This is a genomic window from Enterobacter sp. UPMP2052 (assembly GCF_053709675.1).
The window spans coordinates 16,105-31,931 of record NZ_JBSKJR010000018.1 but is presented as its reverse complement, the minus strand read 5'-3'; the positions used below and the strand labels follow the sequence as shown (position 1 = coordinate 31,931).

The 15,827-nt window shown below is 54.6% G+C and carries 13 protein-coding genes and 1 pseudogene; 5 read left to right on the top strand and 9 right to left on the bottom strand.

All coding sequences use genetic code 11. From position 1 onward, the window contains the following. Positions 1–56: 56 nt before the first annotated feature. A complete protein-coding gene (locus tag ACWKX3_RS23125; RefSeq protein WP_454542545.1) occupies positions 57–557 on the top strand; it encodes an SHOCT domain-containing protein in 501 nt (166 codons plus the stop codon). A gap of 163 nt (positions 558–720) precedes the next feature. On the opposite strand, the gene ACWKX3_RS23120 is transcribed toward ACWKX3_RS23125, so the two are convergent. The 4 genes from ACWKX3_RS23120 to sopA form a co-directional block, all read right to left on the bottom strand. Next, complete coding sequence (locus ACWKX3_RS23120; protein WP_454542544.1) at positions 721–879, bottom strand: hypothetical protein; 159 nt, start codon at positions 877–879, stop codon at positions 721–723. Positions 880–1,202: 323 nt separating this feature from the next. After that, complete coding sequence (locus ACWKX3_RS23115) at positions 1,203–2,006, bottom strand: helix-turn-helix domain-containing protein (RefSeq protein ID WP_454542568.1); 804 nt, start codon at positions 2,004–2,006, stop codon at positions 1,203–1,205. A 2,665-nt stretch (positions 2,007–4,671) separates the two neighbouring features. Next, on the bottom strand, positions 4,672–5,625 hold the full coding sequence (locus tag ACWKX3_RS23110; protein WP_454542543.1) for a ParB/RepB/Spo0J family plasmid partition protein: 954 nt from the start codon (positions 5,623–5,625) through the stop codon (positions 4,672–4,674). Further along, on the bottom strand, positions 5,625–6,791 hold the full coding sequence (gene sopA / locus ACWKX3_RS23105; RefSeq protein WP_046889172.1) for a plasmid-partitioning protein SopA: 1,167 nt from the start codon (positions 6,789–6,791) through the stop codon (positions 5,625–5,627). Before sopA ends, ACWKX3_RS23110 begins: the two co-directional genes overlap by 1 nt. 870 nt (positions 6,792–7,661) lie before the next feature. On the opposite strand from sopA, the gene ACWKX3_RS23100 reads away from it, so the two are divergent. From ACWKX3_RS23100 to ACWKX3_RS23090, 3 genes and pseudogenes are all read left to right on the top strand, one after another. After that, on the top strand, positions 7,662–8,678 hold the full coding sequence (locus ACWKX3_RS23100; RefSeq protein ID WP_454542542.1) for a RepB family plasmid replication initiator protein: 1,017 nt from the start codon (positions 7,662–7,664) through the stop codon (positions 8,676–8,678). A gap of 784 nt (positions 8,679–9,462) precedes the next feature. Continuing rightward, on the top strand, positions 9,463–10,206 hold the full coding sequence (locus ACWKX3_RS23095) for a DUF1835 domain-containing protein (RefSeq protein WP_454542541.1): 744 nt from the start codon (positions 9,463–9,465) through the stop codon (positions 10,204–10,206). Between the two features lie 243 nt (positions 10,207–10,449). Then, positions 10,450–11,065 (top strand): annotated as a pseudogene (locus tag ACWKX3_RS23090) (histidine phosphatase family protein). 93 nt (positions 11,066–11,158) lie between these two features. On the opposite strand, the gene ACWKX3_RS23085 reads toward ACWKX3_RS23090, so the two are convergent. From ACWKX3_RS23085 to ACWKX3_RS23070, 4 genes are all read right to left on the bottom strand, one after another. Continuing rightward, positions 11,159–11,359 (bottom strand): hypothetical protein, encoded by a 201-nt coding sequence (locus tag ACWKX3_RS23085; RefSeq protein ID WP_454542540.1) that lies wholly within the window; start codon positions 11,357–11,359, stop codon positions 11,159–11,161. Positions 11,360–11,577: 218 nt separating this feature from the next. Further along, on the bottom strand, positions 11,578–12,297 hold the full coding sequence (locus ACWKX3_RS23080) for a DUF554 domain-containing protein (RefSeq protein ID WP_454542567.1): 720 nt from the start codon (positions 12,295–12,297) through the stop codon (positions 11,578–11,580). Further along, on the bottom strand, positions 12,275–12,907 hold the full coding sequence (locus ACWKX3_RS23075) for a UbiX family flavin prenyltransferase (protein WP_153682303.1): 633 nt from the start codon (positions 12,905–12,907) through the stop codon (positions 12,275–12,277). The genes ACWKX3_RS23080 and ACWKX3_RS23075 overlap by 23 nt, the downstream gene beginning before the upstream one ends. Before the next feature lie 9 nt (positions 12,908–12,916). Then, positions 12,917–14,401 (bottom strand): UbiD family decarboxylase, encoded by a 1,485-nt coding sequence (locus ACWKX3_RS23070; RefSeq protein ID WP_454542539.1) that lies wholly within the window; start codon positions 14,399–14,401, stop codon positions 12,917–12,919. Between the two features lie 159 nt (positions 14,402–14,560). Between ACWKX3_RS23070 and ACWKX3_RS23065 the strand changes: the two genes are divergently transcribed. Further along, positions 14,561–15,541, top strand: coding sequence for a LysR substrate-binding domain-containing protein (locus ACWKX3_RS23065; protein WP_454542538.1), 981 nt, complete (start codon positions 14,561–14,563; stop codon positions 15,539–15,541). Here the strand turns inward: ACWKX3_RS23065 and ACWKX3_RS23060 are convergent. Continuing rightward, on the bottom strand, positions 15,526–15,726 hold the full coding sequence (locus tag ACWKX3_RS23060; RefSeq protein ID WP_454542537.1) for a hypothetical protein: 201 nt from the start codon (positions 15,724–15,726) through the stop codon (positions 15,526–15,528). The genes ACWKX3_RS23065 and ACWKX3_RS23060 overlap by 16 nt on opposite strands. Positions 15,727–15,827: the final 101 nt, after the last annotated feature.

Here is a 15,827-nt window from a genome sequence, read left to right as displayed (position 1 = left end):
GTGAATTTACTTCGGTACCGGCCAACGGCACCGGTTTTTCGAAATGGAGTTTTTTGATGAAACACAACAAGCACGTCAGCAAATTTGAAGCAAACCATCTGAACCCCGGTGAAACCGTTCTCCGGTGGGGAGAAGGCTATATCGGCAAAGTCATGGGTCAGGGCAAGGACAAGCAGCATAACGGCGTACTGATTGTCACGGGCCAGCGCGTGGCATTCTACCGTAAAGGCTTTCTCGGTGAAGTGATTGAGACCATCCCGTTAAAATCCATTACGTCAATTGAACGCAAGTCCACGCTGGGTCACCGGGTTATCCGGATCCATACCTCCCATGACGACCTCGAATTTAAGATGTTCAGCAAAGAGGCTGAGCTGGCCCTGATTGAGGCCATTGAAGCCGGGCGCGGGATAAAGGCAGAAGCGCCTGCAGCTGAACCGGCTGTGACTCATCAGGATCCTTATGAGCAGCTCAAAAAGCTCTCCGGGCTAAAAGAGAGCGGCATTATTTCGGAAGAAGAATTCCAGGCGAAAAAAAGCAAATTAATGGAGCTGATTTAACGTCCCTTCCCCGGGTTAACATCGGAGCATAACGGTTTCCGCAGCCGGGAGCATGAGAAGTAATCATTCTAACAGGCCCGCCTGAAACGGGCTTAACATCCTCTCCACTATTAGCGCTGAATGTTATCCTCAGACGGGGTAACATTCAGCGCCAGTTCGCTCCTCAGGGCAGTAACATAGCGGTGCAGCTGCTGGCTGCCTCTGCGAGACGCTCCGCCTTCCCGCCATTTTGAAGGTGGATGCCCTGACGGAGTTCAGCGGTACGTACGGCAATGCGAGCGTGGCTTTCCGGTAAACAGATCACCATCATTTCTTTAAGCATCGCCCTTAACTTTCTCCTCTGGTGCCTTCATATATCTAACCTCCGAAACGTTCGCAAAAATCGCTCACCTTCTGACAAAGACAGTTGTCTGACATGTGGTCGGTTTGGTCTTTAAAACCAGCGACCCGTTGTCGTCGGATGACAGGCTGATTTGAGAGTAATTCTGATCTCTAACAATCACAAAACACAGAGGTGCTTTTGAAGGCTATGATACCATCACGGTATTAATCGGCATTTTCACTAAATTGCGCGGCCTGTCAGAGGGTGGGGTTACTGGGGTGGTACCAGACCTGAAGCCAGGCTGCGCACTTCGCCTTATCCCTTCAGTTATCTTTTCCCTGCCCCCCGGCAGGGTGCTCCTCCCGGACCGCCAGATACATGTCATTTGCCGGGAGTCTGACACGTGAATACTTGTTCCGGTAAACGTAAAAAGGCTGCCTGTAACAAACCGGATCCCCGCGACGCACCGTTTCACACTTGTCAGGTTTGCAGCGGAAGGTCAACCCCGCCCCACTCTGCTGCAGAAGCGCTCTTATTTTCGCATTATCCAGTAATCTCACTTCCCCCTTAAATCCCTGAGACCGTAAATCCTCAAGCGCCTCATGGAATGCCTCAGAATAGAGCAGTTCACTTCCGACAAGCAGATTGAGTTCCGGCCAAAGTCTCTCAGTGGCATTATGGCAGGTCAGATACAGTTCGAGACAACGTACCGACTCCTCAAAACAGGCCGGGCAGGCCACCGGGTTCAGATGAATAAAGAGATCGTCGTCTTCATGAATGTGCTCGGCGTATTTGATGACGGGACATTCGCGGATGTCCGGCACCACGATCTGCAGGATTTCATCAAAAAATGCGGCATGCACCACCGGCGAGGAGATGGTGACAGGTGCACGACTTTTCCGCTTCGAAAGATTCTGCAGTGACAGATAGTGCGGCAGTATCTGTCGGTAAACGTTGATGCCAAACGGGGTGAGCGTCACGCTGTTACGTTCTATAATGACCAGCTTTTCACCGAACCAGTTTTCGGTGTTTTTCAGCATTCTGGAGACTGGTGGCACGGTGAGACACAGCTTCTCTGCGGTCCTCTTGAGACTCTTTTCCTGCGCGACCGTCACGAACGCGGCCATAGCCTTCGATATAAACACAGTTATCCCCTTCACATCGACATCTCAAACTTCACCATAATGACCAACAGGGATAGAAATCCTTAGCCTAATTTTTATTTCTAACGAAACAAAAAACGTCCCAGAGATAGCAAAACGCAGGTAAACCCTTTCTAAACAGTCAGGGTGCATGAGACCGGAAGTTGTAACCGTTCATGATTGTGCTGTGTCATCCCGGGTATCGCGCTCAGTCCCCTTCCCTGTATCCCGCCAGCACGCAGGAGCACCGGCACGGTCACAGACGTGTCCGCGTCGGAGAGGCGGTGTCGTGGCCGTCATCCGGCTAAGGGCAGCAACAGGAAGCTTACGCCCTGCCCCCTGATGAAAAATTGCACATCATTACTATGAAATTCAATAAGATAAGGAACATAACTATCCAGATTTCAGGCGGGAATGGGATAAGACATTACTGACCTGACTCCTGTCCGTACAACATGCAGGTCAAACCCGAAGCCCGTACCGGGTACCCCTCCCTGACAGGTGGCTGGGGTACCCTGCTCTGAAAGCCCCTCGTACTGGACTGCCCTGTTTCGGGCAACACTCCTGATCATGCGCATTCATCGGCTGTGAAGAAGAGAACCCACGAGTGGGACCGTGGTCCCAGCGACATGTTGTCTTTTGAAAAGTTATACTCGGTAACCTGAACTGTAGAAGTCGATATAAAATATATCCTTTATTCAGCAAAGGTGCCTGGTCTCCCCTCACCTTCTTCCACACAAATGAAACTCTACGCTCCCCTTATTCCTGGCATATCCTGCCACGCTCTCCGACAGCAGTTACGGAGGCTTATGCCAGGCAAAAATCGCTGTTCACGTCCCCGCTTTTCAGAAGCGCCCCCTGTTCAATGGATCCGGCTGGCTCGCATAACCTGCATCCGCTTAACAAAACAGCGGTCGATACAGGCAAAAATCAGACGGTCTTCAGAGGTAATGAACGTTTGGTTCTCAGGTGGGACCATGGTCCCAGCCCCTACCCAGAGATCTCGATGAAGGAACGATATATTAGGCAGCTGCACAGTTCGTAATTTAAACCGTACGGGATTGCACCCTGAAAATACCGGATGGGTGCAAGTTTGTGACGTCAAAGACCTGCCCGGTTGTGCTGTAACCTGTTCGTTTTGAAAGAGGCAGGACTATCCCTCGAGTCATCACAGACAGACTCGTCATTGCCGTTAAAGAAAGAGTCAATCCACTCTGAACTCGGTTTTCCGGCCGGGACCGTGGTCCCGGCACCAGACAAACCCGTAGTGGAATTTTCTACAGGAGGTATGGTTATCTCACACCTAATATGTCCTCTGATATCTGATACCTAGTTCAGCTTAGAGCACGGACACGTTAAAAGTTTTTCCTGGAAGGTAAGACCGTTCATCCCGAATGATCATAAGGCATAGTCGTCACCAGAATAGCCGAGCCCAAAGTTGGGACCGTGGTCTCAGTGGAGTCAGACACGCCGTGTTTTTTTGATATGTCACGTTGTGACAGAGAAATCGACGTTGAGGCAGTCCGTGAAAGGATACTGGCTACCGTCAGTCAGTCCCCGGAAAAGTGTGGTGACCCTGGCGTGATAGTACGGCTACCATCTGCACGCCTTGTGAATCCCTGAAAACACTTTTGCTGCAGGTCCACTCAAATCACATCGAGCATCTCCGATGTCAGCGAGAGTACCTGGGACCATGGTCCCAGGTGCCTGACAAAATCATCAGCGTTATTCTTACAAAAATGAGATACCACTGTCAGAGCAAACCGAATTCCGCACAACCCGTAATGATTTCCAGCTTTGGTTCATTTTCATCTGAAGCGGATGACCGACAGCAAGTCCTGCGTTTCTGACGATGAGAAACGTAAAGTTCGTACATCGCCATAAAGACCGAGTGGGACCACGGTCCCAACTGGATGATAAGAATCTGCGTTATTTGGTTCAGCATTCCCGGATGTCGGTGTCGCCTGGCTGGGAAAATGTTAATTAGCCAGTTGCCGTTGCACCGTCAGACAGGATCGTGGACACCGGGCTCTATGACACATGGTCAGCTTCACCGTCGGGGATGAGGCAAAATCGCCTTTGACACCGGTTCGCTGTCCTGACGTTCTGATAATAAAAAAAGGTCATTGGTCAGTGTTAATGGGACCGTGGTCCCAGTGCTATCGAGTGAAAGTCGACTCGCTGTGAACATTGTGAAGAGAAGGGCGTGCGGAACTTTGCCCCCGTTCATTCTCCGGATAACTGAATTCTGTGTAGCTTCAGCCAACGAGAGAGGGGACTCTCGAAACCTCAGAATTTCGGAAAACGAATGTTATCGTCGCACAATCACCGTGAAAGTCACGTGCCCGGAAGACAGTACAGGTTGCCGTTGGGACCGTGGTCCCAACGAGGTGTACTCTCAGCGAGGCCGGACTTGAGACATACAAGTTCATGAAGAGAATGACATTTTTTATACAGGCATTACTCATCGCATAGCCCAGGCGAGTCTGGAGAGGGAATATTCAGTCTCGAACAACGTCAGAGAAGGGGGGAGGGATCATGTGGGACCACGGTCCCAACCTGCCGGGCAACCGGGTGCATCAAGATAAAACAGTCTTTTCAGGGCAAAAAAAGGGCCCCCTGAGGGCCCCTTTACAAAAGTGCTACTGAATCATTTGAGCGTGTTGAGCAGCGTCTCAATCTGCTCTATGACATGCTCCGGCAGAAGTGAACGGTCCAGCTGGAACACGACCTTATTCCCTTTATAGATAGCCGTTGCGCCTTTAGCTATTTCCTGACGGGTCGAGACGGCAGTGCGCTTAACGGGTTCCGCCTTCAGGCTGTTATTCAGAGTCTGGATAACCTCATCGGCTTCAAAAATCACCCCGGCCGTTTTCCGTTCCGCCAGCAGGCGAATCTGCTCCTGGAGCAGGTCCTCTTTCTCACTGAAACTTTTTTGCAGGGCATCCCCGGCACGGGCAGACAGTTCACCCGGATGAGAGAAGAGGGCGATCAGCTCTTTCGGCAGTTTCGCGGTGTTGATACAGCGCGTAATAATTTTACGCGAGATGTTCTCTGCCGCCGCCAGGGATGAAATATTTCCGCCAAACTCGCTGCTCAGACGGGTGGCATAGCGTTTACCGCGTTCGTATGCGCTGGTCGGGCGATAATCATTTCCGAGCTTGCACAGCGCATCCATCTGCTCATCGTCCAGATCGCCGACCAGAACCCGGTAATCGCTGGCGGTCAGGATCGCCGTTTTACGACGGCGGCTGCCGTCCGCGACCTCAATACCTTCCTCAATCCGGCGACCAAAGGCCGGATTTTGCTGGCCGGTCAGCAGAAAGGAGGGGATCAGGTCATCCAGAGATTCTTCGGTAAGCAAATCCTGATCGCGCTCGTTGCCAGCCCAGACGCGGGTGGTACGTTCCACGGCATTGCCAGGTACCGTTTCCAGCGTAAATTTGACGTCACGGCCACAAACAGGGATCACAATGGAGTTTCCACGCGCCATCGCCCCCACGCGGGCAATCAGAGAATCCACCATCGGCGCGGCTGGCGCCTGTTCCGTTTCAACAGGGGTTGCAGGGATGGTTGTTTTACGGATCACCGGTGCACGCTTCATTATCTCATCTCCCAGCGAGGCTTAATCAGACGGTCAAAAATTTCATTGCAGACAGGCTCCCAGATGGCCAGCGCATTTCGCCAGGCCCCGGTCGAAGAACGCTGATCGATGGCCTGCTCAAAGACCGTGCGCATACGGATCTGGCCTTTACCGACTTCATCAGTTTCACGGACAACGTTCTTCAGCACCATGCCACCCCAGGCATCGCGGATCTGCTCTTCCATCCACGGAGACTGAGATCCATTGTTGTTACTGTATTTGGTCAGCAGAATACGGACATCCGGCTCGAACCCTTTCAGATCCACGTTTTTCAGTAGATCGCGCAGCATGTCGAAGAACTGCAGGGCAGAGGTGTAGTCGAAGAGCTCGGCCGGCGTCGGGACGATGAGGACATCCGCGGCGCAGACCACATTGATGGTCCCGATCCCCAGGTTAGGGGCGCTGTCGATCACGATCACATCGTAATCATGGGCCACCGTTTCAATGGCCAGACGCAGCATCAGGTGAGGATCGGTGGGCAGTTTGCCTTCATCGTAGCGGCCCATCAGCTCGGTCTCGATACGGTGGAGCGCCAGGCAGGAAGGAATAATGTCCAGACCAGGCCAGCAGGTTGGTTTCACGGCATAGCTGGCATCATCCCGCTCACCCAGATAAAAAGGCAACAGGGTATCTTCGGCGTGAATATGAAGATCGGGTACCCATCCGTGATACATCGAGGCAGTCCCCTGCGGATCGTTCCCTTCCACCAGCAGAACCCGCAATCCTTTCAGCGCCAGATCCTGGGCAAGATGAACGGAAACCGACGTCTTGTAGACCCCACCTTTATGGGCAGCGACTCCGATGACCGGGGGAAAGGTATCTTCAGAGCGTCGCAGTCGGGTGCCAAATACATCCCGCATGTGGTTGATCTGCTCGATCGTATACCCGACGCGCTGTTCGACGCGGCCGCGGGTTTCCATATCAGGGTGGGGGAGACGCCCGGCTTTTTCTGCATCCCGGATGGCCTGGGAGGAGACGCCCACCAGATCGGCTGCTTCACCGATACGCCAGCGTCGGGTGATTTTTCTGGCTTCCGGGCTGTCATCGTTAAATTGTGCAACAGCAATCGCTTTTGTCATTTCATGTCCAGCCGAAATGCACTGGTTCAGAGTATCCATCAATCCCATAGTGAACATCCTTTAATCATCGCTTTGCACCATTTTATTAAATCTTGGATATTAATGCAAAGCATCAATTTATATGCAAACCATCAATAAAACTGCAAAGTTGATTCAAAGCTGCAAAGTTGATCGCGTTTTATACACTTTACCCTATCTGCCAGAGCGGTACCTCATGCCTGAGTCATCATTTTGCATACTATAGTGAAGAAAAAATGATGTCTCTTTACTGCGAAGTGTGGAGCAGGTCACTTCAGTGACTGCGGTACGGGCTGATCAGGGAGGTAAAAGTCGAATTCTGGCGATTCTTACATCGTGTCGTGACTGTGATATGCAAAATTTAACGTATAGGGAATAGGAATGGTTATGGCTTTCTTGACTGAGGTATGCGTTCCAGGTGCAGGCAGGATGAAATAGCGGAGTTCTTTTACATACCGCAGTCATGATTTGATTTCGTGATATCAGGTAATACAGGAGGTTAGCAAAATGCTGTTGGTTGTATTGACTACGGTATGGAAGAGAGATGACTGCGACGTGCAGTCTGGTCAGAAGCAAGCTTGGTGCGTATCTGTGCGTTTTGCGTTGATCGCCTGAGGATCTTCAGGTGAGAACTGGGTTATGCTCGTTATTCACAGGGACGATCCAATAAGAGATCCCTATAGAGATCCTATAGAGATCCAAAAGAGATCCCCGCTTCGCTGCAGGCCGCGCCACGACTGGTCCAGGATAGGATCGATCTTTACTGAAGTATGTATTATATTGACTGTAGCGTGCGATTACTAATACTGTGATATGCAAACACATTTACTGAGGTATGGATTTCCATTGACTGCGCTATGTAATGGACCCTTCTCATGTGGATAACTCCTGGAATAACAAATGAAGAGTGAAAAGAAGGACTTACCTCTTAACCTTGAGGAAGTTGATAAATCGTCAGGCGAAGTTGTTAACCTGGATGTCAACAGCACCAGCACGGTTCAGCCCGTGGCGCTCATGCGTCTCGGCCTCTTTGTTCCAACCCTGAAGTCCACAGGGAAAAGTAAAGCCAACCGGAAAAACGTCACTGACGCGACCGATGAACTGATACAGCTTTCCGTTGCCCGCAGCGAGGGGTACACCGACGTGAAGATCACCGGATCCCGTCTGGACATGGATACCGATTTCAAGGTCTGGCTCGGGATCATCCGTTCCATGTCCGAGTATGGCGTCAAAAAAGATACCCTTGAGCTTTCCTTTGTTGAGTTCGTCAAGATGTGTGGCTTCGATTCGCGACGCTCGAACAAGAAGATGCGCGATCGTATCAGCAATTCACTTTTCAAACTCGCCTCCGTTACCCTCAAATTTCAGAGTGAGACGAAAGGGTGGACCACCCACCTGGTCCAGTCGGCGTTCTATGATATTAATGAAGACGTCATCGAGATAAAAGCAGAACCTAAGCTCTTTGAGCTCTACCACATGGACAGACGCGTTCTGCTGCGTCTGAAGGCTATAGATGCCCTTCAGCGTAAAGAATCCGCCCAGGCGCTTTATACGTTCATTGAGAGCCTCCCACAGAACCCTGCGCCGATTTCAATGAAGCGCATGCGGGATCGTCTCAACCTCACTTCCAACGTCTATACGCAGAACCATACCGTGCGCAAAGCGATGGAGCAGCTCAAGGACATTGGCTACCTGGACTATACGGAGTTCAAGCGCGGCCGTTCATCCTACTTCAGCGTTCACTACCGTAATCCAAAGCTCATCAGCAGTCCCGCTAAAGTCGTCAAAAAAGAAGAGGTCCCGGCAGGCCTGGAACCCGAGCAGAATTACGAAGACGTCATTAAGGCCCTGCAGGCGGCCGGTATCGATCCGAAGAAGCTCGCGGATGTGCTCGCCAACATGAAACCGGAAGGCTGACTGCAGTATGTGAATCTTTACTGCGGTATGTATGAATTAGCGTATTGACTGTGGTATGCAGAACCTGCTGAAGACTGTGTTCATGATCTCATCTTTGAGGCCCTGTCAGTGCATACCGCAGTCAACATGATCGTATAAGGATCGTCCCTCCCTCCTGTCTGGATCCCTTGAAATAATTGACTGCGGTATGAGATGGGGTCACAAACCGTTCAAATATTGACTGCAGTATGCGCTAAGTGACTGATAAGCAGTTTTACTTGACTGTGGTATGCGAATTTACATGCCGCAGTCAAGACTGTTCAGTGCTGTGAAGCGATCCTTTATCGTGGCGGTAGCTGGTTGAACGTACGGCGTACCGGCCTGAGAGGGGGGTAATTGCAGCAGCGGATATTCCTGGGATGTATGCCTGCCAGCAACCTTATCCTGAGCGCCCTGACGGTGGTTGGGTGACGCCTTTACACCGGTGTACAACCGCTCTTTACTGCGTCATTCAGAGGAGCGTGTGTAACGCAACATGTCATTCTGGATGCGTAAAGGTATTCCCGCTGTAAAATGAACCCGTCTGAACGTCGTCAGGAGAGTTAAGCAAGTGCTCTGCAACGGGCAACGAAGCAGGGGGTTATGACAGGCTGGGTTTCCTCATCCCTGATGTGGTAGCCAGACCGGATGCCATTATGTTGACCTGTGATTTAACGTTGAAACCGGATAATAGCAGGGTATTCTTACCCGGGCGGAGAGCGCTGCGCTGGGCATGCCCGGATGGGTTTAACTGAGGAGTAGAGCGATGAAGCGAATTCGTCATGTCTGTCAGGCCGGAACGGCCGCTGAGCGGGTGCACGCCCTGACGGGAGGGGACGTGCTTGCGATTGCGGACGATGCCTCCGTGGGACCGCTTCAGGATATTGATTTACCCGCTCCCCGGTTGCGGGCCGCTTTCTGGGAGGCCGTCTTTGACGGTGATCCTGATATGGCGGGTATGGACTGGTACCGTGAGCTGGCTGAGATCCGGTTTCAGCTGTCGACCCTGCTCAGGGAGGCTGATGAGATTGTGATCTGGGCCGGACATCATCCGACAGAACATCTCCTTCGTCGACGGATCCACGGATGGCTTCAGGACACCAGTATCCCCGTGTACGAAGTACAGCCCGAAATGGATGAGGCGATCGGCGTTATGCCGATTGCCATGATCCCCCCTGATATTCTTCGTCAGCGCTATCAGGAGCGACGTCTTGTGTCGGCGGGGTTACAACGCCAGCTGGCGAGCGAGTGGGAAGACTGGCGGGAGAACGGGAAAGGCATCCGAACGCTGAAAAATGGCGTCCTCTCCGAATCCGCCATTGACAGCGTCGATCCGGCAATTTTATCCCTGTTCAGCCAGACACTGCTGGCATTGCACCGTGGTATCGGTCATGCGATGGCGATAACCGGTCTGACGGATGCGCTGTGCCGCTGGCGCATAAAAATCTTGCTCTCCGCGGGTTTGCTGAAAATGGAAGAGGGCGTGATCAGCCTGTCTTCACCCGCCTGATCAGGAATGGGCTATGCCCAATGCCTTCTGCTGGCTCGTAAAGGGCCGGGGCGCGCAGCCGGTCAGGCAGGATGATCCAGACAGAAAAAACAGGGATAACCCTTACCCTCGTTATAAGACACGTCATTCTGAGTTATCATTAGCTTATGAGGACAGCTGGTTGTCCATCTGTAATGCCTGGCAAGCCATAACAGCAAAGCCGTGTGTCAATGAGATCCTGCCACCAAAGCCCTTGTCATTCCTGTGAAACTGATTTTTGTGCGGCATGCCGAAACAGAATGGAACCGGCACGGGGTTATCCAGGGTCACAAGGATAGCCCGTTGACGCCCCGTGGCGCGCTGGAGACATCGGCCTTACTGACGGCCTTAACGGATGCCGGTTATCCCGTGGAAGGTGTCTTTACGTCACCCCTTGGGCGTGCGCGGCACATGGGCGGCCATTTTCAGTGCCCGCTGGCGATCGAGGCGGCACTGAAAGAACAGTCATTCGGTCAGTATGACGGCATGAACGCAGGCGCGCCTGGCGCGGGAACACCCCGATCACTTCCTCGCGTTATTTTCACAGGATGCCGCGTTTTGCCCTCCCGGCGGCGAGTCGCTTGCCTGTGCTTCTCAGCGTCTTCTCCGTTTCGTGCAGGAGAAAATGGCACCCGCAATGCATCAGACGTTTTGTGTGGTCACGCACGGGCAGGTCATGCAGGGTATGCTTGCGCTGCTCAGGGAGGAAAACCTGGAGCATTTCAACCGCTACGCGCAACCGAACGCCAGCTATACCGTGCTGGAGGGGGGCGGAGAGCAGGACATCACCCTCCGCTGGACGATCGCCACCCACCTGCTTAAGTTGCCTGAGATGGATTGAGTAAGGGGGAAGACCAGCGCGATGCAACGGTCGCTGCAAGACGGTTAAACGCCCCGGCCCGCGGTTAACAGAAGAGCGTGTGTGACTGTAACATCAGCAACGCACGCTGCCCGGTTGCCTGTCGCATTCTTTTGCACAGCGCGGCGGGCTCCACCAGAACATAACCCCGGTATGGAACCTGTTGAGCACCTGCTCCTGGCTGACGGAGGCGAGATAGCGCAACGGTGCCCGTCTGCGCCAGATACCGGCGCAGACGCCCTTGCCGATCACTTCCTTATACCGTGCCGGGGTCACCTGTCCTCATTGAGAATGACGGTCACGGTGTCATGATGGCAAGCGGATGCCAGGGACGCAGTGCCTGTTGCAGCTGCCTGGCATCGCTTGCCTGCACGCAAAAGCAGGCAAGGATGAGCACCAGAATAAAATGTCTCTTTCCATTGATCATGACGAACAGAACGCCACCTGTCCGGAGCACCCCGCCGGGCCTTTCGTCCCGAGGGGGCCGGCTGCACTCAGAAATACGCGGTCCAGAAGCAGGAAACTGGCATGGCGAGCACCAGGGAAGGCAGCATGCCCGCCACCGGAAAGACCTTGATCCCGGCGATGCGCAGGCCGGTTGCCACCATCAGGACACCGCCCACGGCCGAGAAATCAGCCTGCATTTCCGGGGTCGTCATCGGGAGAATGAACACCGCGCTCCAGGCCAGCACCAGCTGAATAATGAGCTGCGGAACCGCAACCAGCGCCACGGCATAACCGAGGGTGGTCGCGAATATCAGGGCCGTGAGCAAATCCAGAAAGGCTTTGGCGATCAGCACGCTGTTGTCGCCCGTCATGCCTTCATGCATGGCCCCAAAAATCCCGGTGCCGCTGGCGCAGAACAGCACGATGATCTCCACGTATTTTTGCAGAAACTCGGCCCGGGAGGCCTCGTCACCGGGGTCCTCTCTTACCACGAGCGCGACCAGCCCGCGGGCTTTCTCGCCCAGATGGCCGATGCCTTTCTCCAGGTAGCAGAGCTCCCCCAGCAGCGTGCCGAGCAGGACAGACAGCACCATCACCGGCATGTGGCTGACGTGGGTGACCAGCACGATCCCCATGCACAGCGAGGCGGCCCCAAAAATCAGGGGCATGGAGAGGCGCAGCCGCTCGGGCAGGCGGGCGCTGATAATGGCACCGGCCAGTCCGCCGATTACCACGGCGGACCCGTTAATCCAGGGACCTGTGATCATACTCATGTTCTCCTGTTATCAGTTGATGCGTTTCGCCCCAGCGGGGCAGGCCCTGACAGGGCTGGCCCAGCAGGCTGAGCGCCCGCGCCACACTGTGCGCGATGATCGCCTCGCAGCCGGTGGGACGGGCATACCAGGCCGGGACCGGGGGAAAAATAATGCCGCCATTTTCCGTCACCTGAAGCATGTTGCGCAGGTGTCCGGCATGCAGTGGCGTCTCGCGGACCATCAGCACCAGCCTGCGGCGCTCTTTAAGGGTCACGTCTGCCGCCCGCGTCAGCAGGTTACTGCCAAGGCCCGTCGCCACGGCTGCAAGGGTGTGCATGGAGCAGGGGGCGATCAGCATGCCGGCCGCCGGAAATGAACCGCTGGCAATGGCGGCCCCCACATCGCCAATGTCATACGTCACATCCGCGAGCGCCGCGACCGCCTCTTCCGTCAGGGTGGTTTCATGACGGCGGTTCAGCTGCGCGGCGGGGGAGATGACCAGGTGGCTCTCCACCTGAAGCGTCCTGAGCGCCCGCAGGGCCGCCACGCCGTAGCCAAATCCGGATGCACCGCTGATGCCAATGATGATGCGTGCTGGCGGCGATACCGCTGTACTGGACATCGTGCCCCCTTAACGCCGTTCACTGTCGGGCAGAAAACGCCGGATATCCACGTCCATAAACGCACTGCGGCGGAAGGCGTCTTTCATGCTGAAGGGCACCGTGCAGTCAAAAATGGTTTTACAGGCAATGCCGTGGTCGCGAACCGAATAGCTGAAGGCCGGGTCGGAAGACGGATCAAGAGGGTGGCAGCGGACACCCGGAATAAAAACGGTGCTGACATCGCCCTGATAACGTGTCGTCATGGCCCAGGTCACATCACTGAGATCGAAAATGTCCACATCCTCGTCCACCAGCATCACATGTTTGAGCTCGGAAAAGGCTGAGAAGGCGAGCAGGGCGGCCTGGCGCTGACGACCTTCATCGCTGGCCTGACCTTTGTGCACCTGAATGACGGCAAGATATTTACCGGTGCCGGGGGAGGGGCAGTGCACGTTCAGAACAAAGCCGGGAAGGGCGCGTTCAACCAGCTGCAGGATACTGGCTTCGGTAGGGATGCCGGCAAGGTTGGTATGTTCATCGCTGGGACCGATGCATGTCTGCAGGATTGGATGGCGGCGGTGCGTGATGGCTTTCACTTTGATAACAGGGACCATCGGTTGCGCCTTGCCGGTATAGCCCGGGAATTCCGGCATGGCCTTCCCGCTGTTGGTATGCTGATCTTCCCTGACGCGGTAGTTCGGGATTAGCTCACCCTCAATTACCACCTCTGCATTTGCAATAGCCCGGGCCTTCACGGTCAGGCAGTCCACCAGTTCAACAGGTTGCTGGCGCAGACTGCCTGCCACCGACAGCTCATCATAACCGATCGGGGTGGTTGGGGGTTCAAAGCAGGCACCAATTTCAATGGCCGGATCCACACCGATACTGATGGAGATGGGCAGGGGGAGTCCATCATCCTCTGCCTTCTGACGGAACGTATCCAGATGTCGCCCCGGGACAAAGTACATGGAAATCTCATCCCGGCTCTGCACGCAGAGGCGGTGGATGGTGATGTCGTGTTCGCCAGTCTGCGGATCGGCGGCATAACACATCCCCATGGTAAAATAGGGGCCGGCATCCTCGGGGGTGTTGGTCGGAGCCGGAAGAATATTGAGTATGCTGAAATCCGGATCGGACGCCAGATGGACCACCTCCTGACAAACAGCATTTTCGGGGGGAATGACGACGGGGGGGAGGGGATGGCTCACGGCGTCCCTGAGTAAAAAGGCCAGTTTATCCGGTGTGCTGTGCAGCAGTCTGGCCACGCGTTTGCGGGAGGCCAGCAGGCCGATCAGGACACGCATGTCGGTATAGCCTTTAACCGTATTGAATAACATGGCCGGGCCGATACGGGTGGGACGCATGACCGCGCCGTGTGCGCCGATGTAACGATAGACGCCCGAGAGCTCCGCGCTCGGGTCGACTGGTTCATCGGTTTCGATGAGTTCATTTTTATACTGGCTCAGCAGTGCCAGCGCACTGCGCAGATCGGTGACCTTGTGAATGCGGGACATGAAGGATTCCTCTTTGGATGGCCGGAAGACCCGTCTCCCGGCAGGATGATGCGGGGCTTCTGCCATACCGACAGAACATTCCCGTGACACCTGACAGTGTGCGAGGCGACAGAAAGTCTGGTCCAATCACATTTCCCCTTGTTTATATGTGGGATTGTTATGGGAACAACTGTCTGGAGGGAAAAGGTGGACTATCGGTATCTGCACGCGTTCGTGGTGCTGGCCGGAGAACTGCATTTCGGTAACGCCGCACGACGACTCCATATCACACAGCCGGCGTTAAGCCGCCAGATCCGGGTGCTGGAAGCGCACCTCGGTATGCCGCTGTTTATCCGTGACCGGCGTCATGTGACCCTGAGTGCAGAGGGAAGGCGTCTGGCTGAGGCCGCCCGAATTTCTGTCAGCCACTATGAGAAACTGATGGCACGGGCGCGCAGCCTGCGCGAAGGGTTCAGAGGTCAACTTAAGCTGGGGTATGTGGGATCGGCGATCCTCGATCCGGCGCTCACGTGCCTGACAAGTGGTTACCGCAGAACCAAACCAGATGTGGAGATCGTCATTGAAGAGCATAATGTCAGCGATCAACTCACCCTGCTGCTCGATCACGAGCTGGATGCGGGTCTGCTCCGTTCACCTGTACCGCGTTATGCCGGTCTTAACTACCTTGACATTGCCACCCGGCCACTGATCGCGGCCGTGCCTCACACCCATCCACAGGCTGTTGTTGAAAGCATTGCGCTGGCATCACTGGCCGGAGACACCTTCATGATACAACAGGATCCACCTGGCGTGGGTCTCGGCTGGTCTGCATTACACGCCTGCGAGCAGGCCCGTTTTGTTCCGCAAAAAATCCACTATACCCGGGACGTGGCTGTGGCCATCGGTATGGTATCCATGGGGATCGGGGTCACCCTGGTTCCAGAAACAGAGCGCTCGGTCACGCTGCCAAATGTCTGTTATTGTTCGCTTGATGATCCCGGTGCGGTAACGACCCTGACGCTGTGCTGGCCAAAATCCCGCAAAAGTCGCGAGCTGGTGGAGTTTGTTCGCTATATCACCCCCGATGTGCTTGCCGCGATGACGCCTCCACCGGAGGCGGCCCGTTCCGCTTTCGGGGGTTTTTCTCACCCCGCTAAGTGAGAGGGGGTGGCGACATGCGGCTGGATTTTTTCATCGGGCAACTCTGCCGTGTCAGCACTCCGGACCTGAAAATGAGGATGAGTGTTGGCGGCAGGCAGAACGCTGCCCACTGGCACGGTCTGCGCCGCAGTAAACAGTGAGAATGCCAGCAGGAGACCGGCATAAAGGCTACGGTGTATTATCATAACGTTGCTCCTCTCAGTGTGAACCGCCCGGGAGCATAGCCGATCATGTGTTGAGAATGGTTTTCTCACGTTAAACCTTTCAGGGATTTTGTTGGACCCCG

Coding starts and splice junctions, on each gene's coding strand:
- ACWKX3_RS23125 (WP_454542545.1), top strand. CDS start 57: ATGAAACACAACAAGCACGTCAGCAAATTTGAAGCAAACCATCTGAAC.
- ACWKX3_RS23120 (WP_454542544.1), bottom strand. CDS start 879: ATGCTTAAAGAAATGATGGTGATCTGTTTACCGGAAAGCCACGCTCGC.
- ACWKX3_RS23115 (WP_454542568.1), bottom strand. CDS start 2,006: ATGGCCGCGTTCGTGACGGTCGCGCAGGAAAAGAGTCTCAAGAGGACC.
- ACWKX3_RS23110 (WP_454542543.1), bottom strand. CDS start 5,625: ATGAAGCGTGCACCGGTGATCCGTAAAACAACCATCCCTGCAACCCCT.
- sopA (WP_046889172.1), bottom strand. CDS start 6,791: ATGGGATTGATGGATACTCTGAACCAGTGCATTTCGGCTGGACATGAA.
- ACWKX3_RS23100 (WP_454542542.1), top strand. CDS start 7,662: ATGAAGAGTGAAAAGAAGGACTTACCTCTTAACCTTGAGGAAGTTGAT.
- ACWKX3_RS23095 (WP_454542541.1), top strand. CDS start 9,463: ATGAAGCGAATTCGTCATGTCTGTCAGGCCGGAACGGCCGCTGAGCGG.
- ACWKX3_RS23080 (WP_454542567.1), bottom strand. CDS start 12,297: ATGATCACAGGTCCCTGGATTAACGGGTCCGCCGTGGTAATCGGCGGA.
- ACWKX3_RS23075 (WP_153682303.1), bottom strand. CDS start 12,907: ATGTCCAGTACAGCGGTATCGCCGCCAGCACGCATCATCATTGGCATC.
- ACWKX3_RS23070 (WP_454542539.1), bottom strand. CDS start 14,401: ATGTCCCGCATTCACAAGGTCACCGATCTGCGCAGTGCGCTGGCACTG.
- ACWKX3_RS23065 (WP_454542538.1), top strand. CDS start 14,561: ATGGGAACAACTGTCTGGAGGGAAAAGGTGGACTATCGGTATCTGCAC.
- ACWKX3_RS23060 (WP_454542537.1), bottom strand. CDS start 15,726: ATGATAATACACCGTAGCCTTTATGCCGGTCTCCTGCTGGCATTCTCA.